This window comes from Streptomyces sp. NPDC107581 (assembly GCF_055657175.1).
Genome location: NZ_JBVKBH010000017.1, coordinates 1 through 26,553 on the forward strand (window position 1 = coordinate 1; position 26,553 = coordinate 26,553).

Annotated in this window: 24 protein-coding genes; 15 read left to right on the plus strand and 9 right to left on the minus strand. The window is 72.5% G+C overall.

The window, feature by feature from the left end; translation table 11 throughout:
- The 9 genes from ACZ7P3_RS33995 to ACZ7P3_RS34035 form a co-directional block, all read left to right on the plus strand.
- A partial coding sequence (locus ACZ7P3_RS33995; protein ID WP_472087577.1) for an alpha-glucosidase C-terminal domain-containing protein occupies positions 1–242 on the plus strand: 242 nt, incomplete at its 5' end.
- 31 nt (positions 243–273) lie between these two features.
- Positions 274–1,638, plus strand: a complete 1,365-nt coding sequence (locus ACZ7P3_RS34000; RefSeq protein WP_472087579.1) for a maltokinase N-terminal cap-like domain-containing protein — start codon at positions 274–276, stop codon at positions 1,636–1,638.
- Between the two features lie 4 nt (positions 1,639–1,642).
- A complete protein-coding gene (gene glgB / locus ACZ7P3_RS34005) occupies positions 1,643–3,850 on the plus strand; it encodes a 1,4-alpha-glucan branching enzyme (protein ID WP_472087581.1) in 2,208 nt (735 codons plus the stop codon).
- A gap of 92 nt (positions 3,851–3,942) precedes the next feature.
- Positions 3,943–5,034 (plus strand): glutamate--cysteine ligase 2, encoded by a 1,092-nt coding sequence (locus ACZ7P3_RS34010; protein WP_472087583.1) that lies wholly within the window; start codon positions 3,943–3,945, stop codon positions 5,032–5,034.
- 187 nt (positions 5,035–5,221) lie between these two features.
- Positions 5,222–7,126 (plus strand): AMP-dependent synthetase/ligase, encoded by a 1,905-nt coding sequence (locus ACZ7P3_RS34015; RefSeq protein ID WP_472087585.1) that lies wholly within the window; start codon positions 5,222–5,224, stop codon positions 7,124–7,126.
- 126 nt (positions 7,127–7,252) lie between these two features.
- Positions 7,253–7,687, plus strand: a complete 435-nt coding sequence (locus ACZ7P3_RS34020) for an ATP-binding protein (protein WP_472087586.1) — start codon at positions 7,253–7,255, stop codon at positions 7,685–7,687.
- A 192-nt stretch (positions 7,688–7,879) separates the two neighbouring features.
- The gene (locus tag ACZ7P3_RS34025; RefSeq protein ID WP_472087588.1) at positions 7,880–9,256 is read left to right on the plus strand and encodes an NAD(P)/FAD-dependent oxidoreductase; all 1,377 of its coding nucleotides are present in this window, start codon (positions 7,880–7,882) and stop codon (positions 9,254–9,256) included.
- A gap of 94 nt (positions 9,257–9,350) precedes the next feature.
- Complete coding sequence (locus ACZ7P3_RS34030) at positions 9,351–9,560, plus strand: DUF4287 domain-containing protein (protein WP_472087590.1); 210 nt, start codon at positions 9,351–9,353, stop codon at positions 9,558–9,560.
- 96 nt (positions 9,561–9,656) lie between these two features.
- Complete coding sequence (locus ACZ7P3_RS34035; RefSeq protein ID WP_472087592.1) at positions 9,657–11,873, plus strand: FUSC family protein; 2,217 nt, start codon at positions 9,657–9,659, stop codon at positions 11,871–11,873.
- On the opposite strand, the gene ACZ7P3_RS34040 is transcribed toward ACZ7P3_RS34035, so the two are convergent.
- Positions 11,848–12,714, minus strand: a complete 867-nt coding sequence (locus ACZ7P3_RS34040; RefSeq protein ID WP_472087594.1) for a SigB/SigF/SigG family RNA polymerase sigma factor — start codon at positions 12,712–12,714, stop codon at positions 11,848–11,850. The genes ACZ7P3_RS34035 and ACZ7P3_RS34040 overlap by 26 nt on opposite strands.
- 336 nt (positions 12,715–13,050) lie before the next feature.
- Between ACZ7P3_RS34040 and ACZ7P3_RS34045 the strand changes: the two genes are divergently transcribed.
- Both ACZ7P3_RS34045 and ACZ7P3_RS34050 read left to right on the plus strand, forming a co-directional pair.
- Positions 13,051–13,293, plus strand: coding sequence for a hypothetical protein (locus ACZ7P3_RS34045; RefSeq protein ID WP_472087595.1), 243 nt, complete (start codon positions 13,051–13,053; stop codon positions 13,291–13,293).
- 257 nt (positions 13,294–13,550) lie between these two features.
- A complete protein-coding gene (locus tag ACZ7P3_RS34050; protein WP_472087596.1) occupies positions 13,551–14,009 on the plus strand; it encodes a cyclic nucleotide-binding domain-containing protein in 459 nt (152 codons plus the stop codon).
- Between the two features lie 19 nt (positions 14,010–14,028).
- Here ACZ7P3_RS34050 and ACZ7P3_RS34055 read toward each other — a convergent pair whose 3' ends face one another.
- Both ACZ7P3_RS34055 and ACZ7P3_RS34060 read right to left on the minus strand, forming a co-directional pair.
- Positions 14,029–15,327 carry an MFS transporter gene (locus tag ACZ7P3_RS34055; RefSeq protein ID WP_472087598.1) on the minus strand — a complete coding sequence of 433 codons (1,299 nt, stop codon included), beginning with the start codon at positions 15,325–15,327 and terminating at the stop codon, positions 14,029–14,031.
- A 95-nt stretch (positions 15,328–15,422) separates the two neighbouring features.
- Positions 15,423–16,037 carry a LysE/ArgO family amino acid transporter gene (locus tag ACZ7P3_RS34060; protein ID WP_472087600.1) on the minus strand — a complete coding sequence of 205 codons (615 nt, stop codon included), beginning with the start codon at positions 16,035–16,037 and terminating at the stop codon, positions 15,423–15,425.
- Positions 16,038–16,103: 66 nt separating this feature from the next.
- Between ACZ7P3_RS34060 and ACZ7P3_RS34065 the strand changes: the two genes are divergently transcribed.
- The gene (locus ACZ7P3_RS34065; protein WP_472087602.1) at positions 16,104–16,988 is read left to right on the plus strand and encodes a LysR family transcriptional regulator ArgP; all 885 of its coding nucleotides are present in this window, start codon (positions 16,104–16,106) and stop codon (positions 16,986–16,988) included.
- Between the two features lie 94 nt (positions 16,989–17,082).
- Here ACZ7P3_RS34065 and ACZ7P3_RS34070 read toward each other — a convergent pair whose 3' ends face one another.
- Positions 17,083–17,790, minus strand: a complete 708-nt coding sequence (locus ACZ7P3_RS34070; protein ID WP_472087604.1) for a TetR/AcrR family transcriptional regulator — start codon at positions 17,788–17,790, stop codon at positions 17,083–17,085.
- Positions 17,791–17,922: 132 nt separating this feature from the next.
- Here ACZ7P3_RS34070 and ACZ7P3_RS34075 point away from each other — a divergent pair, with 132 nt between their 5' ends.
- Positions 17,923–19,143: a saccharopine dehydrogenase family protein gene (locus tag ACZ7P3_RS34075; protein WP_472087606.1), complete on the plus strand. Its 1,221-nt coding sequence runs from the start codon at positions 17,923–17,925 to the stop codon at positions 19,141–19,143.
- A 95-nt stretch (positions 19,144–19,238) separates the two neighbouring features.
- The gene (locus tag ACZ7P3_RS34080) at positions 19,239–19,487 is read left to right on the plus strand and encodes a WhiB family transcriptional regulator (protein ID WP_472087607.1); all 249 of its coding nucleotides are present in this window, start codon (positions 19,239–19,241) and stop codon (positions 19,485–19,487) included.
- A gap of 83 nt (positions 19,488–19,570) precedes the next feature.
- On the opposite strand, the gene ACZ7P3_RS34085 is transcribed toward ACZ7P3_RS34080, so the two are convergent.
- Genes ACZ7P3_RS34085 through ACZ7P3_RS34100 form a run of 4 tightly spaced genes read right to left on the minus strand, consistent with a single transcriptional unit; the run spans position 19,571 to position 24,335 of the window.
- Positions 19,571–21,403: a sensor histidine kinase gene (locus tag ACZ7P3_RS34085; RefSeq protein ID WP_472087608.1), complete on the minus strand. Its 1,833-nt coding sequence runs from the start codon at positions 21,401–21,403 to the stop codon at positions 19,571–19,573.
- Positions 21,400–22,107, minus strand: coding sequence for a response regulator transcription factor (locus ACZ7P3_RS34090; RefSeq protein WP_472087610.1), 708 nt, complete (start codon positions 22,105–22,107; stop codon positions 21,400–21,402). The genes ACZ7P3_RS34085 and ACZ7P3_RS34090 overlap by 4 nt, the downstream gene beginning before the upstream one ends.
- Positions 22,108–22,127: 20 nt before the next feature.
- Positions 22,128–22,868, minus strand: coding sequence for a L,D-transpeptidase family protein (locus tag ACZ7P3_RS34095; RefSeq protein WP_472087612.1), 741 nt, complete (start codon positions 22,866–22,868; stop codon positions 22,128–22,130).
- A gap of 39 nt (positions 22,869–22,907) precedes the next feature.
- Positions 22,908–24,335, minus strand: coding sequence for a M1 family metallopeptidase (locus ACZ7P3_RS34100; protein WP_472087614.1), 1,428 nt, complete (start codon positions 24,333–24,335; stop codon positions 22,908–22,910).
- Between the two features lie 169 nt (positions 24,336–24,504).
- Here ACZ7P3_RS34100 and ACZ7P3_RS34105 point away from each other — a divergent pair, with 169 nt between their 5' ends.
- A complete protein-coding gene (locus ACZ7P3_RS34105; protein ID WP_472087615.1) occupies positions 24,505–24,855 on the plus strand; it encodes a DUF488 domain-containing protein in 351 nt (116 codons plus the stop codon).
- A 2-nt stretch (positions 24,856–24,857) separates the two neighbouring features.
- Here ACZ7P3_RS34105 and ACZ7P3_RS34110 read toward each other — a convergent pair whose 3' ends face one another.
- Positions 24,858–26,540, minus strand: a complete 1,683-nt coding sequence (locus ACZ7P3_RS34110) for an FAD-binding dehydrogenase (RefSeq protein ID WP_472087616.1) — start codon at positions 26,538–26,540, stop codon at positions 24,858–24,860.
- Positions 26,541–26,553 lie beyond the last annotated feature (13 nt).

The window sequence follows — 26,553 nt, forward strand, 5'->3', positions numbered from 1 at the left end:
CCGTCATCGCCTTCCTGCGCGAGTACGAGGACGACCTGGTCCTGTGCGTGCACAACTTCTCCCGCTTCGCACAGCCCACGGAACTCGATCTGCGGGTCTACGACGGACGGCACCCCGTGGAGCTGATCGGTGGCGTGCGGTTCCCGGCCATCGGTGAACTGCCCTACCTGCTGACCCTGGCGGGGCACGGCTTCTACTGGTTCCGGCTCACCCGAGTCGCATCCCGCATCGGCCGCCGCTGAGCACCCGGCGCCGAGGAAAGGACGCGTCACCATGCCGAAGACCATCACGCTCCGGCCGAGAACCGCGGCCGGCACCGACCGGCCCCTCGCCTCGCTGGGCGGGCTGCTGCGCGACTGGCTGCCGAATCAGCGCTGGTTCGCGGGCAAGGACCGGCCCGTCACCGATCTGTCGGTGCTGTCCGTGACCGAGCTGTTCCCGGGGTGTCTGCACCTGCTGGTCCACGCCTCGCACGCGCCGGTGCCCACCCCTGGCGGCACTCCCCCGCCCGGCGACTGCTACCAGCTGCTGCTCGGTGTGCGCGAACATCTCGTCCCGCGTCTGGAGCGGGCGTTCATCGGGCGCGCCGAGGAGGGTCCGCTGGCCGGTCTGGCGGTCTACGACGCGCTGCAGGAACCGCGCTCCGCCCATCTGCTCCTGGAGCGGCTGCGGCAGCCCGGCACGGCAGGACCGCTCCGCTTCGAGGCGGACCCGGCCGTCAGCCTGCCCGGCGGGCTCCCGCCCCGGCTGCTGGACGCCGAGCAGTCCAACTCGTCGATCATCTACGGTGACGCGTACATCCTGAAGGTCTTCCGCCGTATCCAGCCGGGCGTCAACCCGGACCTGGAGGTGCCGGGCGCGCTGGCCGCGCAGGGGTGCGCCCGGGTGCCGGCGCCGGTCGCCTGGTTCACCACGAGCGCCCCGCGCCCGGCCACCCTGGGTGTTCTGCAGCCGTTCCTGCCCGACGCCACCGACGGCTGGACGCTCGCGCTGCGGGCGCTCGCCGCGGGCGACGACTTCACCGCCGAGGCCCGGGAGCTGGGCCGGGCCATGGCCGAGGTGCACCTGGCGCTGGCCGAGGCGTTCCCCTCGGCGGGACCGGGCGAGAACGGGCGCACCGCTCAGGCGATGTGCGCGCGGCTGGAGGCCGCCACGCATGCCGTGCCCGCGCTGCGGCCCTTCGTCCCCGGCCTTCGGGCCGCGTTCGCCGCGCTGGAGACCTGCGACACCGGGCCACCGGCCCAGCGCATCCACGGCGACCTGCACCTCGGGCAGGTGCTGCAGGCAGGACGCGACTGGTTCGTCATCGACTTCGAGGGCGAACCGTCCCGGCCGCTCGCCGAGCGGCGGTCCGCGCAGTCCCCGGTGCGGGACGTGGCCGGGATGCTGCGCTCCTTCGACTACGCGGCCCGGCAGCGCCGCCCCTGGCGGCCGGAGTGGGCCCGCCGGTGCCGGGAGGCGTTCTGCGCGGGCTATGCGGCCCGCGCCGGGTGGGATCCCCGCAAGAAGCACGCGCTGCTGCGCGCGCACGAAACGGACAGGGCGGTGTACGAGGTGCTGTACGAAGCGAGACACCGCCCGGACTGGCTTCCGGTGCCGATGGCCGCGATCAAGCGGCTCGCCGTGTGGGGAGGCTGACGTCATGGCACTGCGCGACACCGCACGTCCCGAGTCCGCGGGACCCGTACCGCCGACGGCCGTCCCGCTCGACCCGGGCGACCGTGACCGCCTGCTGGGCGGCGCCCACCACGATCCGCACGCCCTGCTGGGCGCCCACCCGGTGCCGGGCGGCACCCTGTTCCGGGCGCTGCGCCCGAACGCCCGGGCGGTCGGCGTGGTGGTGGACGGCAAGCTCGACGCCCTGGCGTCGGAGGGCGGCGGCCTCTTCGCCGCCGTGCTGCCGTACCCGCAGATCCCTGCGTACACGCTGCTGGTGGCCTACGACGACGCCGAGCAGGAGGTCGAGGACCCGTACCGCTTCCTGCCCGCTCTCGGCGAGCTGGACCTGCATCTCATCCGCGAGGGCCGGCACGAGCAGCTGTGGCAGGCGCTCGGCGCCGAGCCCATGACCCATCAGGGCGTGCCGGGCACCCGCTTCACCGTGTGGGCGCCCAACGCCCAAGGGGTCCGCGTCGCCGGTGACTTCACGTACTGGGACGGCACGCAGTACCCGATGCGGTCGCTCGGCGCGTCCGGTGTGTGGGAGCTGTTCCTGCCCGGGATCGGCGAGGGTGCCCGGTACAAGTTCGAGATCACCTCCCGCCACGGCGGCCGCTTTCTGAAGGCGGACCCGATGGCCCGCCGTACGGAGGTCCCGCCCGCGACCGCGTCCGTCGTCGCGGCCTCGCGCTACGAGTGGGGCGACACGGAGTGGATGGCGCACCGCGGCGACACCGCCGTGCACGAGGCGCCGTTCTCCGTGTACGAGGTCCACCTGCCCTCCTGGCGGCCCGGCCTGACCTACCGGCAGCTGGCCGAGGAGCTTCCGGCGTACGTGCAGGAGATGGGCTTCACGCATGTGGAGCTGATGCCGGTCGCCGGGCATCCCTTCAGCGGCTCCTGGGGCTACCAGGTCACCTCCTACTACGCGCCCACGCCCCGCCTCGGCTCCCCGGACGACTTCAAGTACCTGGTGGACGCGCTGCACCGGGCCGGCATCGGCGTGATCATGGACTGGGTTCCGGCCCACTTCCCCAAGGACGACTGGGCACTGGCCCGCTTCGACGGGGACCCGCTGTACGAACCCGGGGACGACCGGCGGGCCGAGCATCCGGACTGGGGCACCTACGAGTTCGACTTCGGGCGCATCGAGGTGCGCAACTTCCTCGTCGCCAACGCCGTCTACTGGTGCCAGGAGTTCCACATCGACGGTCTGCGCGTGGACGCCGTCGCCTCGATGCTCTACCTCGACTACTCGCGCGACTCCGGGCAGTGGACGCCGAACGTCTTCGGCGGCCGGGAGGACCTGGACGCGGTGGCCTTCCTGCAGGAGATGAACGCCACCGTCTACCGGCGCTGCCCGGGCGTGGTGACCATCGCCGAGGAGTCCACCGCCTGGGACGGGGTGACCCGGCCGACGGACAGCGGCGGGCTCGGCTTCGGGCTGAAGTGGAACATGGGCTGGATGCACGACTCGCTGGAGTACATCCAGCACGAGCCGGTCCACCGCAGGTACCACCACCACGAGATGACCTTCTCGATGGTGTACGCGTACAGCGAGAACTACGTCCTGCCCATCTCCCACGACGAGGTCGTGCACGGCAAGCAGGCCCTGGTGTCCAAGATGCCGGGCGACTGGTGGCAGCGGCGGGCGAACCACCGGGCCTACCTCGGCTTCATGTGGGCCCACCCGGGCAAGCAGCTCCTCTTCATGGGGCAGGAGTTCGCCCAGGGAGCCGAGTGGTCCGAGGCGCACGGACCCGAGTGGTGGCTGCTGGACGCGGACTACTGCTCGGCCGGCGACCACCGGGGTGTACAGGACCTGGTCCGGGATCTGAACACGCTGTACCGGGGCGCTCCGGCGCTGTGGCAGCGGGACACCGATCCGGGCGGTTTCCAGTGGGTGCTGTGTGACGCGGCGGACGACAACGTGTTCGCGTTTCTGCGGTTCGGCACCGACGGCTCCCCCCTGCTGGCGGTCTCGAACTTCTCCCCCGTCGTCCGTGAGGGCTACCGCCTCTGGGTACCCGAGGAGATTCCCGCCTGGCAGGAGGCGCTGAACACGGACGATGCGCGCTACGGCGGCAGCGGTGCCGGCGTCGGAGCTCCGGGCGTACTGGAGCCCGAGGCCGGTTTCCTGCGGATCACGCTGCCGCCGCTCGCGACTGTCTGGTTGACGCCCGTGCGCTGAAGCCGCAGGTGTCGGCTGCCCTCTCGGAGGGGCAGTCAGGGTCGTACAGACCTACGACTGCTCCTCGTCATATGAACAGAAGGGCGGCCCACGTGCGCACTGTCGGAGTGGAGGAGGAACTGCTTCTGGTCGACCCGGACAGCGGGGAGCCGCGGGCCCAGCAGGCCGCCGTCCTCGCCCGGGCCGTCCAGGACGATCCCGGACAGGACCTGTTCCAGAAGGAGCTGTTCGGGGAGATGCTGGAGTTCGCCACGCATCCGCAGGCGGACATGGCGGACCTCGGCGCCGAGATCGTGCACTGCCGCAAGGAGGCGGCCCGGCTCGCCGGAGAGATCGGCTGCGCGGTCGCCGCGCTCGCCACCTCCCCGCTGCCGGTCACCCCCTCGATCACCGGCGGGCAAGAGCGCTACCGGTGGATGGCCGGACAGTACGCGATCACCACCCAGGAGCAACTGGTGTGCGGCTGCCACGCCCATGTGTCGGTGGAGTCCGACGAGGAGGGCGTCGCCGTCCTCGACCGGATCCGGCCGTGGCTTCCGGTGCTCAGCGCGCTGAGCGCCAACTCACCGTTCTGGCAGGGCCGGGACACCGGCTACGTCAGCTACCGCAGCCGGGTGTGGCGGCGCTGGCCGTCGGCGGGGCCGACCGAGCTGTTCGGTTCGGCCGAGCAGTACCACCACCGGGTGAAGGACATGGTGGCCACCGGGGTCATACGCGACGCGGGGATGGCGTACTTCGACGCACGCCTGTCGGCGACCTACCCGACGGTGGAGATCCGGGCGGCCGACGTGTGCCTGCGCGCGGACACCACCGTCCTCGTCGCGACGCTGGCCCGGGCGCTGGTGGAGACGGCCGCGCGCGACTGGCGGGCCGGCCTGCCGCCGGCCGGCCACAGCGTGAGCCTGCTCAGGCTGGCCGCCTGGCAGGCCGCCCGCTCCGGCCTGGACGAGGACCTGCTCGACCCCGTGACCATGCGGCCCCGGCCCGCCACGGAGGTGCTCTGCTCACTGCTGGAGCACACCGGGACCGCCCTCGCCGAGAGCGGTGACGCCGGCTGTGTGGAGCAGGCGGTGGCACGGCTGCTGCGCCGGGGCACCGGCGCCCGTGAGCAGCGGCAGCTCATGGAGCGGACCGGCAGTCTGCAGCGTGTCGTCACCGAATGTGTGCGCCGCACCCAGGACTGACGGGCCGTCCGGCCGCACGGACGTGCGGAATCCCGGTACGGCGAGCCTTCTGGACACGCACAGATCATCAGCCGATCACGACTTGCCTGTTCCTGGCACCAAAGCCGGTTCCCTGGGCTAGATTCGAGCACCGCCGGGCACAGTGCCGACCGGCGGAGTCACCCTCCGTACACTCCGGGAGCAGCGCATGCGCGACGTCGCCCTCGCTCCACCAGCCCTGCCGCCGCTGACCGGCGGGCTGGCCGACAGCATCTTCGAGACCGCGGACCGCGCTCCGGCCCTGCCCGTCCTCGCGCGCCGCACGGATGCGGCGCCGGGCCGGTGGGAGGAGGTGACGGCGGTCGAACTGCGGGACGAAGTGGTCGACGTGGCCAAGGGCCTGATCGCCGCGGGGATCTCCCCGGGCCACCGGGTGGCCGTGATGGCCCGGACCCGCTACGAGTGGACGGTGTTCGCCCACGCGCTGTGGACGGTCGGCGCGGAGGTCGTCCCGGTCCATCCGTCGTCGTCGCGGGACCAGGTGGAGTGGATCCTGCGGGACGCCGACTGCGTCGCCGTGGTGGTGGAGGACGAACAGGGTGTCATGACCGTGGGCACGGTGTGTGCGGGGCTGCCGCGGCTCAAGCACGTCTGGCAGCTGGACGCGGGTGCGCCGGCCCTGCTGGCCGAGCAGGGTGCGGTCGTCCCGCTGACCACGGTGGAGTCGCTGCGCCGGATCGTGCTGCCGGACTCGACGGCGGTCATCGCCTACACCTCGGGCACCTCGGGCCGCCCGCTGGGCTGCGCACTGAGCCACCGGGGCCTGGCGTACCCGTGCGACATCCTGCTCGCCGGCTGGAGACACGCCGCGGCGCCCCCGGGTGAGCAGCCGTCCGTGCTGGCCTGCCTGCCCTTCTCGCACGTGTACGGGATCATGATCCAGGTGCTGTGCCTGCGTGGCGGGGTGCTGATGGCCCACGAGCCGGAGATGACGCAGGCGGCCCTGTCCTCGGCGCTGCGCACGTTCCGCCCGACCTACCTGTACGGCGTGCCGTCGGTGTTCGAGAAGCTGTACAAGACGTTCCTGCGGACCGCCCGGGAGGCGGGCCGGGGCGCCCTGTTCGAGCGGGCGGCGCTGACCGCGCGGGAGTTCGCCGAGGCCGAGGAGCGCAGGCGGCTGGGCCTCGGGCCGGGTCCCGGGTTCGATCTGCGGCTGCAGCACGCCCTGTACGAGCGGACGGTGTACCGCAGGCTGCGGGCCGCGCTCGGCGGGCGCGTCGTACGGGGCACCTCGGGCGGCTCCTCGCTCAGCCGGGAGCTGTCCCTGTTCTACGAGGGCATCGGTCTGTACATCAACGACGGCTACGGGCTGACCGAGGCCTCCGGCGGGATCACCGTGCAGCCGCTGGGGAGGGAGAAGTCGGGGACCGTGGGCCGGCCGCTGCCGGGCACCGAGGTCCAGGTGGCCGACGACGGGGAGATCCTGCTGCGCGGCCCCTCGGTGTTCCAGGGCTACATCGGCGACGAGGCCCGTACGCGGGCCGTGCTGCGCGGCGGCTGGCTGGCCACCGGGGACGTCGGGCGGCTGGACTCCGAGGGCTATCTGACCATCACGGGCCGCAAGAAGGACGTGATCGTCACCAGCAGCGGCAAGAGCGTGGCACCGGCCCCGCTGGAGCAGCGGCTGCGCATGCATCCGCTGGTGCACCAGGCGGTGGTCGTGGGCGACGACCGGCCCTGCGTCGGTGCGCTGATCACGCTGGACCCGGAGTTCCTCGCGCACTGGCGGGCCGCCCTGGCGTTGCAGGGCGAGTCGCCGGGCCGGGAGGCGCGCGAGGAGAACGCGCTCAGGGACGAGATGGCGCGGGCCGTCGCCACGGCCAACAGCGCGGTGTCCCGCGCGGAGTCGATCAGGGTCTACCGTGTCCTGAACGCGCCGTTCGCTCCGGACAACGGTCTGCTGACGCCGTCCCTGAAGCTGCGCCGGGACGCCATAGCCCGGCACTACGCCGCCGAGATCGACGCCATGTACGAAGCCCGTACCCGTGCGGTGCGGCGACCGGGCTCGCAGGAGCCGGCCGACTGGGACGAGCCGGACGATGTCTTCCGCTAGGAGGCGCGGGTACGGATACCCGGCCCGGCTTGGGGAACCCGCAGCAGTGGAGTGATCAGCAACGACGACCACCCTGGTCGGAAGGGGCCGAGCCGGCCCCGGCCGGGCGGGGCCGGGGAATGCGAGATGGTGACGGAGCCGCGTTGGGACGACACACCGCCCTCGGAGGAGAAGCACGAGCTTTCGTTCTCCTTCCCGGGTGAGCTGCGCAACGTGACGGGTGCGCGGCTCGCGGCGGAGGAATTCCTCTGCGCCCTGGCCGAGGACACGCCGCCCGGCGCGCCGGAGTACTGGGACGACATCCTGCTGGTCGTCACGGAGCTGGCCGCCAACGCCATCCAGTACGCTCCCGGGCCCTTCGGCCTGCGGCTGCGCCGCACCTTCGACGGGGTGCACGTGACGATGCACGACACCAGTACGACGCGCCCCGAGCCACGGCCCTTCGACCCGAGTGCGGGCGGCGGCGGCATCGGCTGGCATCTCGTGCACACGCTGTGCAGTCAGGTGAGCGTCGTCGTGGACGACCGGGGCAAGGACATCCACGTGTTCCTGCCCTGGTGACCGGAGCCGGACGGATCGGGGCGAGTGCCGGTCACCGCGGCCGCCGCGGGGGCATGCTGGTCCCCACGCATTCGTCTGCCTGCCGCACCCAGCTGGCGGAACGGCTCGGGGCACGGTGGGATCGTTGTGGCCGCAGCGATCCGGGGCATACGAACGGCGTCCAGTCGCAACCGCCTGGAGCCGCAGAAAGGGATGGACACCGTGACACGACCCAGGATCCTGGTGGTAGGCGCGGGCTTCGCCGGAGTCGAGTGCGTCCGCCGCCTGGAGCGGAAGCTCGCCCCCGACGAGGCCGACGTCACCCTGGTGACGCCGTACGCCTACCAGCTCTATCTCCCGCTGCTGCCCCAGGTCGCCTCCGGGGTGCTGACGCCGCAGTCGATCGCCGTCTCGCTGCGCCGCAGCAAGAAGTACCGCACCCGGATCATTCCGGGCGGTGCGATCGGCGTGGACCTGAAGTCCAAGGTCTGCGTCATCCGCACCATCACCGACAAGGTCGTCGACGAGCGGTACGACTACATCGTGCTGGCGCCGGGCAGCGTGACCCGCACCTTCGACATCCCGGGGCTCACCGAGAACGCCTTCGGGATGAAGACGCTCGCCGAGGCCGCCTACGTCCGCGACCACGTCATCTCGCAGCTGGACCTCGCCGACGCCAGCGACAACCCGGCCGAGCGGGCCGCGCGGCTGCAGTTCGTGGTCGTCGGCGGCGGATATGCGGGCACCGAGACCGCGGCCTGTCTGCAGCGGCTCACGCACGCGGCCGTGCAGCGCTATCCACGCCTCGACCCGGGCCTGATCAAGTGGCATCTGATCGACATCGCGCCGAAGCTCATGCCGGAGCTGGGCGACAAGCTCGGCCGCAGTGCGCAGGAGATCCTGCGCCGGCGCGGCATCGACGTCTCCCTGGGCGTGTCGATCGACAAGGCGGGCCCCGAGGAGGTCACCTTCACCGACGGCCGGGTGGTGCCGACCCACACCCTGATCTGGACGGCCGGCGTGGTGGCGAGCCCACTGATCGCCACGCTCGGCGCGGAGACGGTCCGCGGCCGGCTCGCGGTCACCACCGAGATGACCCTGCCGGGTCACGACGGGGTGTTCGCGCTCGGCGACTCGGCCGCGGTGCCCGACAAGGCCAAGAAGGAGGAGGGCGCGGTCTGCCCGCCCACGGCCCAGCACGCGATGCGCCAGGGCAGGAAGGTGGCGGACAACGTCATCGCGACGCTGCGCAACCAGCCGCTGCAGCCGTACGTGCACCCCGATCTCGGCCTGGTCGTCGACCTCGGCGGCAAGGACGCGGTCTCCAAGCCGGTGGGCATCGAACTGCGCGGCGTGGCCGCCCAGGCGGTGGCCCGCGGCTATCACTGGTCGGCGCTGCGCACCAATGTCGCCAAGACCCGGGTGATGACCAACTGGCTGCTGAACGCGGTCGCGGGCGACGATTTCGTCCGTACCGGCTTCCAGGCGCGCAAGCCAGCCCGGCTGAAGGACTTCGAGTTCACGGACTCCTACATGACGCCGGAGCAGGTGCGCGCCCGCGTGGAGGGCAGGTCCGCCGAGCATCCCTGACGTGACGTGGATCACTGGGGACCGTCGATCACTTTCCAGCCGGCCGGCGGTCTTCTCCGGTGGACTGCACGCCGTACGAAGGGGGCACACCGGCATGACCGAGAAGACCGTGAAGGGACCCGCGAGCTACTTCCCCTCGATCGAGAAGCAGTACGGCCGCCCGGTCGCCGACTGGCTGGAGCTGATCCGTTCCTCGCCGCTGACCAGGCACATGGAACTGGTGGCCTGGCTCAAGTCCGAGCACGGCCTGGGCCATGGGCACGCCAACGCGCTCGTCGCGCACACACTGGCCGAGGGCAGGTAGTCCCGGCCGTCGTGCCATGCTGGGTCGGAGATCAAGTTCTGGCACGGGAGAGAGCGCGGCGGCGTGAGGGCAGTGGTTCGGTCGGGGTGGGCACGGATGTGGGACCGGCTTGCGGCGTCGGATCCAGGGCTGCTCAGGCTCACCGCGGGGCTGCGCACGGTGACGGCCATCGCCCTCGCCCTGGCCGTGCTGTCCCTGCTGCGGGTTCCGGTACCGCAGCTGGTGGCGGGCGCCATGGCGGCCATGGTCTCGACCTTCGCCATCCAGGAGAAGCAGCGCTCCCAGCAGGCCGTGACCCTCGCGCTCGGCCTGCCGCTCGCGCTCGCCGCGGTGTCACTGGGCGCGTTGCTGAACCAGCGGGTCGTGGCGGGCGACCTGTTCTTCGTCGCCCTCATCTTCTGTGCCGTCTACGGACGCCGGTTCGGCGACCGGGGCACCGCGCTGGGCCTGATCGGCTTCCAGATCTACTTCCTCTCGCTGTTCGTGCACGCGACCCCGTCCACGCTGCCCGCCCTGTACGGCGTGATCACCGCGGCGTTCGCCTGCAGCGCCGCCGCCCGCTTCGTCCTGCTGCCGCAGACCCCGGCGGGCACCCTGGACCGGCTGCGCAGGGCCTTCCGCGCCCGGCTCGGTCAGCTGATCGACGCCCAGACGGAGCTGCTGGACGCGGGTCCCGAGCAGGTCGAGAAGGTCCTGGAGCACCTGCGCACCGGCACCGCGCGGCTGCACGAGACGGCGCTGATGATCCAGGGCCGGCTGGAGGACGGCCCCTTGGACGAGGCGACGGCGCGGCTGCTGCAGCGCCGGATCGCCGACGCCGAGATCGCCGCCGAGCGGCTCGGGCTGCTGCTGCTCACCGCGCGCAGCGCCGAGCGGACGGACACCCTCACCCTGCACCTGCCCGGTGCTCCCCTGCCGCCGGGCGGCGAACTGCCGTTCCAGGACGAGGCGTCGGCCGCCCTGCGCCGGGACCTCGGGGCACTGCGGCTGCTCGTGCTACGGCCGGTCGGCGAGGCCTCGGGGACCGCACTGGCGCACCTGCGCAACCGGCTGCTCGGGTACCGGGAGGAGGACGAGCTGCCGAAGGCCTCCCCGGCCGTGCAGGACGTCTTCCGGGGCCTGGGCGAGACCGCACGTGCCGTACTCGGGCTGCGTATCGCCCTGGACGAACCGCAGGACGAGTCCGACGACACCCCGGCGACGGCCCGCTCCCGCGAGGAGCTGGACGCCGAGGACGCGGCCATCGAGAGCAGCGAGGAGGACGAGCCCGAGGAGCCGGCGCCGACCGGGCTCAGGCGGCCCACCACGCGGGCCGCCCTACAGGTGGCGGTCGGCTCGTCGCTCGCCATCGTGGGCGGTGAACTGCTGTCCAGCCAGCGCTGGTACTGGGCGGTGCTGACCTGCTGGATCGTGTTCATCAACACCGCCTCGACCGGCGAGATCCTGGTGAAGGGCTATCGGCGGCTGCTCGGCACGGTCCTGGGTGTGGTCGCCGGCATCGGGCTCGCCGGGCTGGTCGGACAGCACACGTGGACGGCGTTCGGGCTGGTTCTGCTGTTCGTGTTCGCGATGTTCTACACCGCGCCGCTGTCCTACACGCTGATGTCGTTCTTCGTGACGGCGATGCTGGGGCTGCTGTACACGCTGCTCAACACCTACAGCACGTCGGTGCTGGTGCTGCGCGTGGCGGAGACGGCTCTGGGCGCGGCCTGCGGAGTGATCGCGGCCGCCGTGGTGCTGCCGATCCGCACCGACCGGCGCACCAACGAGCTGCTCGTCGACGTCCTGGACGAGCTGGCGGAGGTCGCCCGGGGCGCCATGGAGCAGCTGAGCGGCGCGCCGCCGACCGACCTGGTGGACAAGGCGCGCGCGCTCGACCAAGCACTTGCCGATCTGCGCGCCGCCACCCAGCCGCTCACCCACCCGATCAGCCCGCTGCGCGCCCGCCGGGACACGGCCCGGTACGTCGTGGCACTGCTGGAGACCTGTGCCTATCACGCGCGGTCGCTGGCGGCCACGGCCGAACTGCTGCCGACGCACCCGTCGATCGCGGCGGACCCCCGGCTGCGCGGTGCGGGGCGGCGGATCGTGCACAACATCGAGGCGATCGCCGCGCACGTCGCGGACCCCGGATCGCCGCGGACGATCGAGACGGGCGCCAGCATCGCGTCGATGCTGGCGCCCGGCACCATGCGAACCCCGCGCTACGGACGTGTGACCGACCGGGTGCTGCGGCATCTGCAGCGCCTGGACGAGTCGGTGTCGGGTCTGGCCCGCCCGCTCGGCATCACATGGGAGCCGTCGGCGAAGTGACGGTTCGGCGGGGCTGCGGACGGCCCAGTGCCTCGTCGCGTACGCGGGCGCAGCTGCGGTTGATGAGCCGGGAGACGTGCATCTGGGAGATGCCGAGCCGGTCGGCGATGCGGCTTTGCGTCATGTCCTCGAAGAAGCGCATGTAGAGGATGGCCCGCTCCCGTTCGGGCAGCCGGCGCAGGCTCTCCTTGGCCGCCTCGCGGTCGACGACGACGTCGTACGAGGAGTCCGTGGCGCCGAGGGTGTCGGCGAGGCTGAAGCCGTCGTCGCCGGTGGCCGACTCGGCGTCCAGCGAGAGGGTGCTGAAGCTCTCCAGCGCCTCCATGCCCGCGGCGACCTCCTCCTCGGTGAGACCGGTGCGGGCGGCGATGTCGGCGGCGGTGGGTTCGGCGGCGCCGGGGTGCTGGGTCAGTTCGCGTCGGGCCACGCGTACGCGGTTGCGCAGCTCCTGGACCCGGCGGGGCACCCGCAGTGCCCACATCCGGTCCCGGAAGTGCCGCTTGACCTCGCCGGTGATGGTCGGCACGGCGTAGCTCTCGAAGGCCCCCCGTGCCGGGTCGAACCGGTCGACGGCCTTGACCAGCCCGAGCGCGGCAACCTGGCGCAGGTCCTCCACGGACTCCCCGCGGTCGCGGAAGCGGCCGGCGATCCGGTGGGCCATGGGCAGCCAGGCGGTGACCAGTTCGTCGCGCACGGCGTCCCGCTCGGGGCCGTCCGCCAGTTCCGCCAGCCGGGCGAAGAGGGTTGCGGTGTCGGGTGCGTCGTCATGGGTCCGCCGCAGGGACGCGGCGGGGGCGGTGTCGTGCGTGCCGGGACGGCTTGTCGACATGTCGGTCAGCATGCGGAATCGCTCCTGAACGAGGGTGTCGGGGCAAGGGCCGGAACCGCGGTTCCGGCCCTTGCCCGAACGGTGGTGTCAGGGTTCGCCGCGGGTGAGTCGCCGGCCCCGCCAGGAGAGGGCCCGCGGCAGCCGTACTGTTCCCGCTGGGCACGCGCCTCCGGTCCGAAGCACGAATGTCCGTCTGCCCCTGAGCCCGGGCGGCAAACGCCGTTTCCGGAATTTCGGCTCCGCCTCGGCGCACCGGCTCGGCGGCCGTGCCGCCGGGAGGGCCGGAAACGGCGAACACCCTTCAGGACGGCGGGCCATGACCGGGCGTGGACCGGGTACCCGAACCGTATGAGCGATGTGGTGGACGCGGACGAGTTGCTGCGGCGCATCCGGCGGGCCAGGGACCACGCCGCCGAGCAGGAGCGGGCCTGGCGGGAGCGGGCGCGGAGTCTGACGGCGGCCGATACGGACGCGGCGCGGGAGGCGTCGGTCCGGGCGGGGGCCTACGAGGCGGTGCTGAGAGTGCTGCAGGAGATCGTCGATCCGGGCGGAGCACCCATGGACGACACCGGAGTGAAACAGGTCACCTGACCTGATCACGGTTGCGGCCGGCGATGCCAGATGGTTTATCGTTCATACATACGTGGTGACGGAGTCGACCGGATCCGTCCTCCTTCACCCCTGATACGGCCCTGGCTGGCCTCCCCCGTCCAGCCAGGGCTTTTTTCTGCCTCCGGACAGGCCCTACGGCACCGATCCGCGTCCTTCGAGGTGCCCGGGGCGGCGGCAGCGGCTGAAATGGGCTTGGGGAAAACACCCGAACCGCTGCCGGCGAGGAGTCCCGCGCCATGACCAAAGCGATAAAACTGCTGACCGCCCTCCCACAGGCACAGCGGGAGCGGCTGATGGAGCTGGCCAAGGAGACCTCCTTCGCGGAGGACACCCGGATCTTCGAGGCGGGCGGCATCGCCGACCGCTTCTGGGTGATCCGCTCCGGCGCGGTCCACCTGGACACCCAGGTCACCCCACGGCAGCGGGTCACCGTGGCCACGCTCGGCGCGGGCGACATGCTCGGCTGGTCGTGGCTGTTCCCGCCGTACGAGTGGGACTTCGGCGCGACGGCCTTCAGCAACGTACGGGCCTACGAATTCGACGGGCCGTCGGTGCTCGCGCTCTGCGTGGAGGACCCGCTGCTCGGGCTGTCGCTGGTGCGGACGGTCGCCGAGATCCTCGCCAGCCGCCTGGAGACCACCCGCGGCAAGCTGATGGACCAGTACGCCATCCGGCGGCACAGCGGCCCCCTCTAGGCCATCCGGCTCCGAGGCGTCAGATCCGGTAGCGGCGCAGCGCCGGGACCGCGGCGGCCAGGGCCAGCATCACCACGACGACCAGGGCACCGCCGCCCGCCACGGCGGCCCGGGGGCCGAACGCCGAGCCGGCCGTGCCGTGCAGCACGTCGGCCAGGCGCGGACCGCCCGCGACGACCACGGTGAACACGCCCTGCATCCGGCCGCGCATCTCGTCGGTCGCGGCGGAGAGCAGGATGGCCCCGCGGAACACCATGGAGACCATGTCGGCGACTCCGGCGGCGGCGAGGAAGACCAGGGACACCCAGAGGTTGCCGCTCAGCCCGAACCCGGCGATGGCCACGCCCCAGCCGACCACCGCGCCGATGACCATCCAGCCGTGCCGCCGGGCCCGGGAGAAGACACCGGAGAACAGTCCGCCGAGCACCGCGCCGACCGGGATGCCGGCGAACAGCACGCCGAGCGCGAGGCCTTCGCCGTAGGAGCCGTACGTCTCTGCGGCCAGCTGCGGGAACAGCGCGCGGGGCATGCCGAGGACCATGGCGACGATGTCGGCGAGGAAGGACAGCAGCAGCACCTTGTGCCCGGATATGTAGCGGAAACCGGCCACCACCTCGCGCATCCCGGCCCGGCGGGCGGGCCCTGCGCCCAGCGGCGGCAGCGCGGGCAGCCGGAACACCGCCCACACGGTGACGCACAGGGCCAGCGCGTCGATCAGGTACAGCTCGGGCAGCCCGATCACCGGGATCAGCACACCGGCCAGCAGCGGGCCCGCGACCAGGCCGGTCTGCATCACGGTCGAGCCGAGCGCGTTGGCCGCGGGCAGCTCCTCGGCCGGGACGAGCCGGGCGATGGAGGCGGTGCGGGCCGGGGAGTTGAGGCCGAAGAACGCCTGCTGCAGCGCGAGCAGCACCACCAGGACCAGCACCGAGTCCAGGCCGGTGACGGCCTGCGCCCAGAACAGCAGCGAGGTCACGGCGATCCCGATGTTGGTGACCAGCAGCAGCTTGCGCCGGTCCACCGTGTCGGCGACCGCCCCGCCCCAGAGCGCGAACACCACCATGGGCACCAGACCGGCGAGGCTCGCGTAGCCGACCCAGGCCGAGGAGTGGGTGATGTCGTAGATCTGCTTGGGTACGGCGACGGCGGTGAGCTGGCTGCCCACGGCGGTGACGATGGTCGACGACCACAGCCGCCGGTAGGCGGGGATGCGCAGGGGCCGGGTGTCCATCGCCCAGCGGCGCCAGCCGTGCCGGGGCGGGGCCGCCACGTCCGTCGCGCAGCCGGGTTCGGTGGTGCTGCTCTCGCTCGTGTCCACGGGTGTCCTGTTGCCGATAGAGGTTGCTCGTTACATCTTTTCGATTCGAGAGCCTAACTATCTCAGCGACCCCTGCGCATGCCGAACGAGTTTGCTCACGATCCGGCCACGAGCACCCCTCCCAGCGCCAGCATGGTGACGGCGACCAGACCGTCCAGGACCCGCCAGGCGGCGGGACGGGCGAGGAAGCGCCCCAGCAGCCGGGCGCCGAGGCCGAGGGCGGCGAACCAGCACAGGCTGGCGAGGGCGGCGCCCAGCCCGAAGGTCCAGCGCAGCGGCCCGCGGTCGGCGGCCAGCGAACCGAGCAGGAACACGGTGTCCAGGTAGACGTGCGGATTGAGCCAGGTCATCGCGAGGCACGTCAGCACCGCCCGCCGCCGCGAGCCCGCCGCCTCGCCCTCCGCGTGCAGGCCGGCGCCGGGCCTGAGCACCCGCCGGGCGGCGAGGGCGCCGTAGCACAGCAGGAAGGCGCCGCCGGCGAGCCCGACCGCCCGCACCGCACCCGGCCAGGCCATCACCACGGCGCCGACCCCGCCGACGCCCAGCGCGATGAGCACCGCGTCGGACAGGGCGCAGATGCCGACCACGGCGAGGACGGCGTCGCGGCGCACCCCCTGACGCAGGACGAAGGCGTTCTGGGCACCGATGGCGACGATCAGGGAGAGTCCGGTGCCGAATCCGGCGGCCGCGGCGGTCAGGGCGTGATTCATGCCCTCGACGTTAGGAGAGCGATCACCGTAGGTACAGCTAAAGATTCTTACGTATCCTTAGAAATCGTGATGACGGAACTTCCCCTGGAGCAGGTGCGGACGCTGCTCGCCGTGGTGGACGAGGGCACCTTCGACGCGGCGGCTGCGGCCCTGCACGTGACGCCGTCCGCGGTCAGCCAGCGGGTCAAGGCGCTGGAGCAGCGCACGGGCCGGGTGCTGCTCCAGCGCACCAAGCCGGTGCGCCCGACGGACTCGGGTGCGGTGCTGGTGCGGTTCGCCCGGCAGCTGGCCCGGCTGGAGCGGGACGCGCGCGGCGAACTGGGGCTGAGCGGGTCCGGCGAGCCCACCCGGGTGTCGGTCGCGGTGAACGCGGACACCCTGGCGACCTGGTTCCTGGGGGCGCTGACCCGCGTACCGGGGCTCTGCTTCGAACTGCACCGGGAGGACGAGCACCACACGGCGGCGCTGCTGCGCGAGGGCCTGGTGATGGCGGCCGTCACCTCCTCCCCCGACCCGGTGCCGGGCTGCTCCGTCCGGGTGCTCGGCCGGATGCGCTACCTGCCGGTGGCCGCACCGGAGTTCGCTGAGCGGTACCTGGCCGGACCGCTGCCCCAGGTGCTGCCCGAGGCCCCGGTCGTGGTCTTCGACCGCAAGGACGACTTCCAGGACCGCTTCGTACGACGGCTGGGCCGCGGGGCCGCGAGCCCCCTCAGGCACTACGTGCCCACCTCCGAGGGCTTCGCCGACGCGGTCGCCGCCGGCCTCGGCTGGGGCATGGTCCCGGAGGCCCAGGCCGAACCGCTGATGCGCGACGGTCGCCTCGTTCTGCTCGCGCCGGAGGAACGGTCGGACGTCACGCTGTACTGGCAGCAGTGGAAACTCGACTCCCCCGCGCTGGCGAGTCTGGCGGAAGCGGTGTCGGCCACGGCGGCCGAGACGCTGCGCCAGTGAGGCGTTCCGGCGCCGGGCCTCCAGCCGCCCTCGCCCCTCCCCCGCCTCCCGACCTCCTGTCGCCTTCCCCCCGTCTCCCGGCCTCCAGCCGCCTTCATCCCTCCCCCGCCGCCAGCCTCCCCGCCGCGCTGTCGAGGAGCATCTCCAGAGCCGTGGGATAGGCGCTGGTGACCATGCGGCCGGCCAGCAGCGGGGCCGCCTCGGCGATCCGGGGGTGGCTGGCGCGGGGCAGGCGGGCGTAGGTCGAGTGCCACTTGTCCTCGTCGGCCCGCTGGGAGGCGGAGGGCAGGGCCAGGGACGCGGAGTCGAGGGCGGCGAAGGCCAGCGTCTGGTCGATGAAGGCGTGGTAGACGCGGACCGTCTCCCGCAGCGAGAACCCGGCCGTGCGCAGCACGTCCAGGACCGCCTCGTCGGCGGCCAGCTCCTGGGAGCGGCCCGTGACCCGGTTGGCGGTCAGCAGCGCCGCCTGCGGGTGGGCGACGTACGCGGCGTGGATGCGCAGCCCGATCGTCCTGAGGTCCGCCCGCCACCGTCCCGTCGGCTCCCAGCCCGTCAGCGCCTGTCCGATGAGCGCGTCCCCGATGGCCAGGGTCAGGTCGTCCATGCCACGGAAGTACCGGTACAGCGTGCTGGGATCGCAGTCCAGGGCGAGGCCCAGGCGGCGCGCGCTGAGCCCGGCGCTGCCGTGCTCGCGCAGCAGGCGCAGCGCGGCCTCCACGATCAGCCGCTCCGACAGCACGGTGCCGCTCCGGGTCGGGCGGCGCCTGCGGCGCTTCTCCTCGGGCACCACGGGCTTGGGCACGGCGGCTCCTCTCCGTCGCAGGGCTTATGCCAACACCATTGACCTTATGCCATGCCCCGGCGTTGGATTCCGGCCAAGGCGCGCCTGCCCAAGTCCTCGTCCCGTTCGCTTCAGGCAGGGAGTATTTCCGTCATGCGTGTACTGCTCGTGGGTGCCGGTGGTGTCGGCACCGCCGTCACCCGGATCGCCGCCCGGCGTCCGTTCTTCGACCTGATGGTGGTCGCCGACTACGACCCCGCCCGGGCCGAGTCGGCCGTCGCCGCGCTCGGCGAGGCCGGGACCCGGTTCCGCGCCGAGCGCGTCGACGCGGGCGACGAGGCCGGCGTGGCCCGGCTGCTCGCCCGCCACGACTGCGACGTCCTGCTCAACGCCACCGACCCCCGCTTCGTCATGCCCCTGTTCCGGGCGGCACGCGCGGCGGGTGCAACATACGTGGACATGGCGATGTCGCTGTCCCGGCCGCACCCCGAGCGGCCTCACGAGGAGTGCGGCACCAAGCTGGGCGACGAGCAGTTCGCGCTGGCCGACGAGTGGGCGAAGGCGGGTGCGCTGGCCCTGGTGGGCATGGGCGTCGAGCCGGGTCTGTCGGACGTGTTCGCGCGGTACGCGGCCGACGAACTCTTCGACACCATCGAGGAGATCGGCATCCGCGACGGTGCGAACCTCACCGTCGACGGCTACGACTTCGCGCCGTCCTTCAGCATCTGGACCACCATCGAGGAGTGCCTGAACCCGCCGGTCGTGTACGAGGAGGGGCGCGGCTGGTTCACCACGGCTCCGTTCAGCGAGCCCGAGGTGTTCGACTTCCCCGAGGGCATCGGCCCGGTGGAGTGCGTGAACGTCGAGCACGAGGAGGTGCTGCTGGTGCCGCGCTGGGTCGGCGCACGGCGCGTCACCTTCAAGTACGGCCTGGGTGAGGAGTTCATCGAGACGCTGAAGACGCTGCACCGGCTGGGACTTGACCGCACCGCGCCGGTGACCGTGGCCGGCCCGGACGGGCCCGTCGCGGTCTCACCGCGGGACGTGGTCGCCGCGTGCCTGCCGGATCCGGCCACGCTGGGCGAACGGATGCACGGCAAGACGTGCGCGGGCACCTGGGTGCGCGGCACCAGGGACGGGGCGCCGCGGGAGGTGTACCTGTACCACGTGGTCGACAACCAGTGGTCGATGGCCGAGTACGGCTGTCAGGCAGTGGTGTGGCAGACGGCGGTCAACCCGGTCGTCGCGCTCGAACTCCTCGCCACCGGTGCCTGGTCGGGCACGGGCGTCCTGGGACCGGAGGCCTTCCCCGCCCGTGCCTACCTCGATCTGCTGACCGCGTACGGCTCCCCGTGGGGCCTGCGCGAGCAGTGACCGGAAGCCGGTGTTTGGCGGTCGGCTCGACGGTGACCCGAACTCGCGTTACACAGGTGCAAGGGCGCGGACGACATCGATCGCAGGTGACTTCCATGGGCAACTGGCGACAGCAGGCCGCGTGCCGCCACACGGACCCCGACCTCTTCTTCCCGATCGGCACCACCGGGCCCGCGACGGTCCAGACGGAGCGGGCCAAGGCCGTGTGCGAGCGCTGCCGGGTCCGGGAGCAGTGTCTTCAGTGGGCGCTGGGAACAGGGCAGCCGGTCGGGATCTGGGGCGGCACGACGGAGACGGAACGGCGCGCACTGCGCCGGCGTCCGGGGGTGCGGCAGCGCCCCTGATCCCGCACCCGGCTGTGCGGCAGCACGCCTGATCCCGCAGCCGGGTGTTCGGCAGCGGCCCCGGTCCCGCACCGGCACCGCCCTCATGCCTCCGCCGGCGGCGCCACCGCGGCCAACCGCAGGGTGAACACCGCGCCTTGGCCGGGCTCGCTCGCCGCTTCGGCGGTGCCGCCGTGGGCCGCGACCAGGTGGCGGACGATCGGCAGGCCGAGACCGCTGCCGCCGGTGCGGCGGCTGCGGGACTTCTCGGCGCGCCAGAACCGGTCGAAGACATGGGGCAGGTCCTCGGGCGCGATGCCCGTGCCGGTGTCGGCGACGGTGAGCACGACGTCCTCGCCGTCCCGGTGGGCGGTCAGTGTGACCGTGCCGTCGGCGGGCGTGTGGCGCAGCGCGTTGGAGACCAGGTTCCCGAGGGCCTGCCGCATCCGTACCGGGTCGGCCTGCAGCCAGGCCGTGTCGTCGGCCTCGGTGTGCAGGGCGACCCCGGCGGCGTCGGCGGCCACCCGGTGGGCGGCGGCGACCTGGCCGAGCAGGTCGCCCACCGGGACCGGCTCGCGGTGCAGGCGCAGGGTGCCCGCGTCGGCCGCGGCGAGGTCCTGCAGGTCGTCGATGATCCGCTGGAGCACCAGCGACTCCTCGTGCAGGGAGGCGAGCAGGGCGGCATCGGGGGCGACGACGCCGTCGCGCACGACCTCCAGCCAGCCGCGGATGTTGGTGAGCGGGCTGCGCAGTTCATGGGCGATGTCGCTGACCATCGCCTTGCGCTGGGCCTCCAGGCGCGCGCGGCGTTCGGTCAGGTCGTTGAACGCCTCGGCGAGGATGCCGGTCTCGTCCCGGGTGGTCACCGGCACCCGCACATGCAGTTCGGGCGGTTGCTGTGCGGCCGCGGTCAGTGCGCGCAGGGGCCGGACCAGCCGGACCGCGACGAGGGCGGTCACGGCGACGGTGACGGCGAGGACCAGTCCGGCCGCGCCGACCACCTTGGCCTTGTTGGCCGGGGACATGTCGAAGCGGGAGGGGTTCTGGTCCCCGATGCCGAGGAACAGCTCGGCGACCGGGGCGACATAGGGCTCCAGCTGGGTGCGGCGGGCGTTCAGCACACAGCGCTGCTCGGCCTGTGTGGCGGCCTTGATGTTGCGCGTCTTGACGTACTTGGCGATCAGGTAGCCGGCGCCCAGGGGGTCCTTCCCGCTGGGGTCGAAGGTGAGGTACAGCGGCCCGGGGAGTTCTATGCCCGCCTGTTTCAGGCAGGGGCGGGCCAGCTCCGCGAGACCGGTCAGGGCCCGCTCCTCGGTCGCGGTGGGGACGTCCAGCTGTCCGTCCGCGCAGCTCTGCTCGGCGTACGAGGTGTCGGCGCCCTCCGGACTGCTGAGCACCGGGCGCCCGCTCGGGGTCCGCACGACGGCGGCGTCGATGCCGAAACGCTCGTAGCACTGTCTGCGCTTGGCGGCGAGCGCGTCCAGCCGGTCCCGCTCCTTGGCGGTGACCCGGTACGGGCCCACCACCCGCGGGTCGATGCCGCTGAGCTGGGCCCCGGTCTCGGTGTAGGTGTCGGCGCGCAGGGGGTCGACGGTGGCGGCGGGCCGGGGTGGCAGCGGGGTGCCGTGCGGTGCGGAATCGGCGACCAGGGAGCGGTCGGCGCTGGTGAGGGCGATCCGCCGGCCGGTCTCGCGGGCCAGGTCACGGACGGTGCGCTGGACGTCCACCCAGTCGGGGTGGGTGGCCGCGTACCCGCTGAGCCGGGCCAGGATGCTGTTGTCGGCGGCCAGGTCCTGGCCCTGCTCCTCCTTCAGGGCGCTGGTGGTGGTGGTCACCGCGAGCCAGGCGGTGGCCGCGACCGAGCAGACCGCGATGAGCGCCGAGACCGACAGCAGCCGGACGAGCAGCCGTTTGCGCAGCGGTATCCGGCGCTTCACGGCCGTGCGCCGCTCAGCTTGTAGCCGACGCCGAACACGGTCACCAGACGGACCGGCCGCCGCGGATCGGCCTCGATCTTGCGGCGCAGGTTCATGATGTGCACGTCGACGGCCCGTTCGGTGGAGGCCCGGTCGAAGCCGCGGGTGCACTGGAGCAGCTGCCGCCGGGAGAAGACGCGGTCCGGCTCCGCGGCCATGGCGAGCAGGATCTGGAACTCGGCCGGTGTGCAGTCGACGGGCACCCCGTCGCAGCGCACCTCGTGCCGTACGGGATCGACGCTGATCCCCGCGGCCCGTACGGCGGGATCGTCGTCCCGGACGCTTCCGGCACGTCCGCTGCGCCTGAGGACCGTGCGGATCCGGGCCATCAGCTCGCGCGGGCTGTACGGCTTGGTCATGTAGTCGTCGGCGCCCAGTTCCAGGCCGAGCAGCACATCGTCCTCGGCGGCGCGGGCGGTGAGCATGACCACGGGGACGTCGGGGTCCTCGGCGTCCCTGCGCAGCACCCGGCACACGCCGAAGCCGTCGATCACCGGGAGCATCAGGTCGAGCACGACGAGGTCGGGTCTCAGCCGCCGGGCCGCGTCGAGCGCGGCGGCACCGTCGTGCACCACCGTGGCGATGTGTCCCTCGGCCAGCAGGGAGCGGCGGATGAGTTCGGCCTGCTTCTCGTCGTCCTCGGCGACCAGTACATGTGCGCACACAGGTTCGGATCCTAGGCCGCTCAGCGGGCGAGCCGGTCGGCGTACCCCATGGCGACGACCGGGTGCCGGTCCGGGTCGAGGGTGCGCAGGAGTTCCTTCATGTGGGCCTTGGCGACGCTGACACAGGCATGGGTGGGGCCCCCGTGGTCGACGTGCAGCCAGACTCCGCCGCCCCGCTTCGGGCCGAGGGGGCGGGCCCGGTCCAGGGGCGAGGTACCGGGCTCGCGGTTGTAGTCGATGGCGATGACGTAGTCGAAGGATCCGGCGAGCCGTTCGCCCTCGAAGCCGGTGCCGGGCGAGACGAACCCCGCCGAGTGGTGGTACGGAAGCCTGCTCCCCGGGTCTGGCAGCAGGCCGCCGGCGTCGCTGAGGGTGTAGACGCCGAGCGGGGAGCGCAGGTCTCCGGCCGTGTGGTGATCGCTCCAGCCGTGCAGTGCGTTGTGGGCGGTCCATGCGGCGCCCGGCTGCCGGCCGGTGGCGGTGCGCTCGTGCAGAACGACCGTGCAGTGCGGCGAGTTCCTGCCGCGTCCGGTGACGACGACGGCCTGCCGGCAGCGGGCCGGTATCGCGGCGGCCGTCCGCGGGCCGAGGCCGGGTATGCCCTCCGGGGTCGTCTCCGCGCCCGTCGCCGGTGCGGGGGTGGCGGTCGGCGCCGGACGGGCGGCGGGGATGCGGCGCTCGGTCGCCTCGGCTCCGCCGCCGCAACCGGTGAGCAGCAGCGGGGAGGCGAGGAGAGCGACGGCGGTTCTGCGATGGATCACGGGTCGACCATGGCCGACACTTGTTTGGAACTCGTCAGGTCAGGAGGTCTTCGGCTTGCCCTTGGTGTAGAGCCAGGTGTGGAACAGCCCGTTCAGGTCCTTGCCGGACTCGTGCTGTGCGAGCTGCACGAACTGGGCCGTCGTGCCGTGCCCGCCGCGGTGCCCGGTGGCCCAGGCGCGCAGGATCCGGAAGAAGTCCCGGTCCCCGACGGCCTTGCGCAGTTCGTGCAGTGCCATGGCGCCGCGGGCGTAGACGGGCGTGCCGAAGATGTTCTTGCCGCTGCCCGGGTCGCCGGGCGGGTAGGCCCACAGACCGTTGTCCGCCGGGCGGGCGTAGAGGGCGTCGAAGGTCTTCTGGGCGCTGTCCCCGCCGTGCTGCTCGCTGTAGAGCCACTCGGTGTAGGTCGCGAAGCCCTCGTTGAGCCAGATGTCCTTCCAGGCGGTCAGCGTGACGGAGTCTCCGAACCACTGGTGGGCGCTCTCGTGGACCAGGGTGCTCACGTCGGGCGCCGAGTCGTAGACGGGCCGGGTCTGGGTCTCCAGGGCGTAACCGACGTCCGGGGCGTGGTCGACGATGGCGCCGGCGGCGCGGAACGGGTACGGCCCGAACAGCTTGCTCTCCCAGGCGAGGACCGAGGGCAGCTTCTTCAGCACCGGTGCGGAGGCGTGCACCTCCCGGGGGTCGACGGCGTTGTAGACCTGGATGCCGTCGGGGGTGGTGTACCGCTCCACCTTGAAGGTGCCGACGGTGGCGGTGGCCAGGTAGGCGGCCATGGGCTGGGCCTCGTGCCAGCGGAAGGTGGTGAGTCCGTGCGCGGTGTGCTGCCCGCGCAGGACGCCGTTGGCGACGGCGGTGCGGCCCTTCGGGACGGTGATGGTGAAGTCGTACGACGACTTGTCCTTGGGGTGGCTGTTCGCCGGGAACCAGGTCATGGCGCCCTGCGGCTCGCCCGCGACGAACGCCCCGTCGTCGGTGGGTATCCAGCCGTCGGCGGAGCCGTCCGGGTCGGTGACCGGTCCGGGGGTGCCGTGGTAGGCGACCGTGATGCGGAAGTTCTGGTCCTTGCGCAGTGCGTGGCGCGGGGAGACGACGAGTTCCTGGCCGCTGCGGCGGAAGCCGGCGGCGGTGCGGTCGACGGTGACACCGGTGACCTTCAGGCCCTTGAGGTCGAGGTCGAAGCGGGTGAGCCGCTCGGTGGCACGGGCGGTGAGGACCGCTGTGCCGTCCAGGTGCCGGGAGGCGGTGTCGTAACGGAGCGTCAGGCCGTAATGGCTCACGTGGTAGCCGCCGTTGCCGCTGAGCGGGAAGTAGGGGTCGCCGGCCCCGGCCGCGCCGGTCGTGCCGGCCGCTGCCGGTCCGGCGGCCCCGAGCAGCGCCGCGACGGCGACAGGGACGGTGGCGAGGACCGCCTCACGGCGCAGGACTGCGGTGCGTCGTCCTGCGGCCTGTCTGCGGGAGGGTGTCACATGCGCTCCTCTGGAAGGGTGCGAATGATCGATTCGCCCCCAGACTAGGCGCGCGGGCACGACGGCTTCTCCCTCATTCTGGTCAAGTAACACCGCGTCGGCACCTGGCGGAACGGGCGCGCCGCAGTAGGCTCGCGGGACCGTCCGCGACCCGAGAGGTGCCCCCACCGTGAGCGTGCGCGTCCGTCGGATCTACGATCCGCCCGAGTCCGGGGACGGCCTGCGGGTGCTGGTCGACCGGCTGTGGCCACGGGGTCTCGCCAAGGACGCGGCGCAGGTCGACGAGTGGCCCAAGGGGCTCACCCCGTCGACGGAGCTGCGCCGCTGGTTCCACGGCGGCGAGGGCTCGTACGAGGAGTTCCGGCGCCGCTACGAGGCGGAGCTGGCCGCTCCCGAGGCCGCCGAACTGCTCGACGGCCTCAGAACGTCGGCCCGCACCGGCCCGCTCACGCTGCTCACGGCGTCCAAGCAGCCCGAGCGGAGCCATGCCTCGGTGCTGGCGGAGTTGCTGAACGGCTGAGTTCAGCCGGTCTGGCGCGCCGCCGCCCGGCCCGCCGCGCGGCCCGAGAAGAGGCAGCCGCCGAGGAAGGTGCCCTCCAGGGCGTTGTAGCCGTGGACGCCGCCGCCCCCGAAGCCGGCCACCTCGCCGGCCGCGTAGAGGCCTCCGACGGGCGTGCCGTCGGCGCCGAGGGCACGGGAGTCGAGGTCGGTCTGGATGCCGCCCAGGGTCTTGCGGGTCAGGACGTGCATACGGACGCCGATCAGGGGGCCCGCGGCCGGGTCGAGGATGCGGTGCGGGGCGGCGACCCGGCCGAGCCGGTCGCCGATGTAGCGGCGGGCGTTGCGGATGCCCTGGACCTGGGAGTCCTTGCTGTACGGGTTGGCGATCTGGAGGTCGCGGGCCTCGATCTGGCGGCGCACCTCGGCGGCGTCCAGCAGCGGCTTGTCCGTGAGGCCGTTCATCTTCTCGACCAGCTGCTCCAGGCTGTGCGCGGTGACGAAGTCCGCGCCGTTGTCGAGGAAGGCCTGCACGGGGGCGGGGGCGCCCTTGCCGAGCAGCCGGTCGCGCAGCACCGCCTTGCGGTCCTTGGCGGTGATGTCGGGGTTCTGCTCGGAGCCGGAGAGTGCGAACTCCTTCTCGATGATCTTCCGGGTGAGGACGAACCAGGAGTGGTCGTAACCGGCGATGTCCTCGGTGGTGCGCAGGTACTTGAGGGTGCCCAGGGTGTCGTAGCCGGGCAGGCAGGGGTCGGGCAGGCGGCGGCCGAGGGCGTCGAACCAGATGGAGGACGGGCCCGGCAGGATGCGGATGCCGTGTCCGGGCCAGACGGGGTTCCAGTTCTGCAGGCCCTCGGTGTAGTGCCACATCCGGTCCCGGTTGACCAGGCGGACGCCCGCCTCGGCGCTGATGTCGAGCATCCGTCCGTCGACGTACGCGGGGACGCCGGTGACCATCTCGGCGGGGGGCGTGCCGAGCCGCTCCGGCCAGTAGCGGCGGACGATGTCGTGGTCGGCGCCGATGCCGCCGGTGGTGACGATCACGGCCTGGGCGGTGAGTTCGAAGTCGCCGGCCCGGTCGCGGCTGGAGGCCACACCGCGGGGCGAGTCGTCGTCGGCGAGGACCGTGCCGCGCACCCCGCGCGCCGTCCCCTCCTCGATGACCAGCTCGTCCACGCGGTGGCGGTGGTAGAAGGTGAGCAGCCCGTCCCGGGCGGCCTGCCGGGCGTACCGGACGAAGGGTTCGACCACGCCGGTGCCAGTGCCCCAGGCGATGTGGAACCGGGGTACGGAGTTGCCGTGCCCGTCCGCCCGCAGGTCGCCGCGCTCGGCCCAGCCGACGGTCGGCAGCAGGCTGATGCCGTGTCCCTCCAGCCAGGACCGCTTCTCACCGGCGGCGAACTCGACGTAGGCACGGGCCCAGCGCACCGCCCAGGAGTCCTCGTCCTCCAGCCGGTCGAACCGGGCGCTGCCCCGCCAGTCGTTCCAGGCGAGGTCGAAGGAGTCCTTGATGCCGAGGCGCCGCTGCTCGGGCGAGTCGACGAGGAAGAGCCCGCCGAAGGACCAGAAGGCCTGGCCGCCGAGGTTGGCGGCGTTCTCCTGGTCGACCAGGGCGACCCGCCGGCCCCGGCTGGTGAGTTCGTGCGCCGCGACCAGGCCGGCGAGGCCCGCTCCGACGACGATGACGTCCGCGTCCGTGGCGGCCATGGCGTCTGTGTCC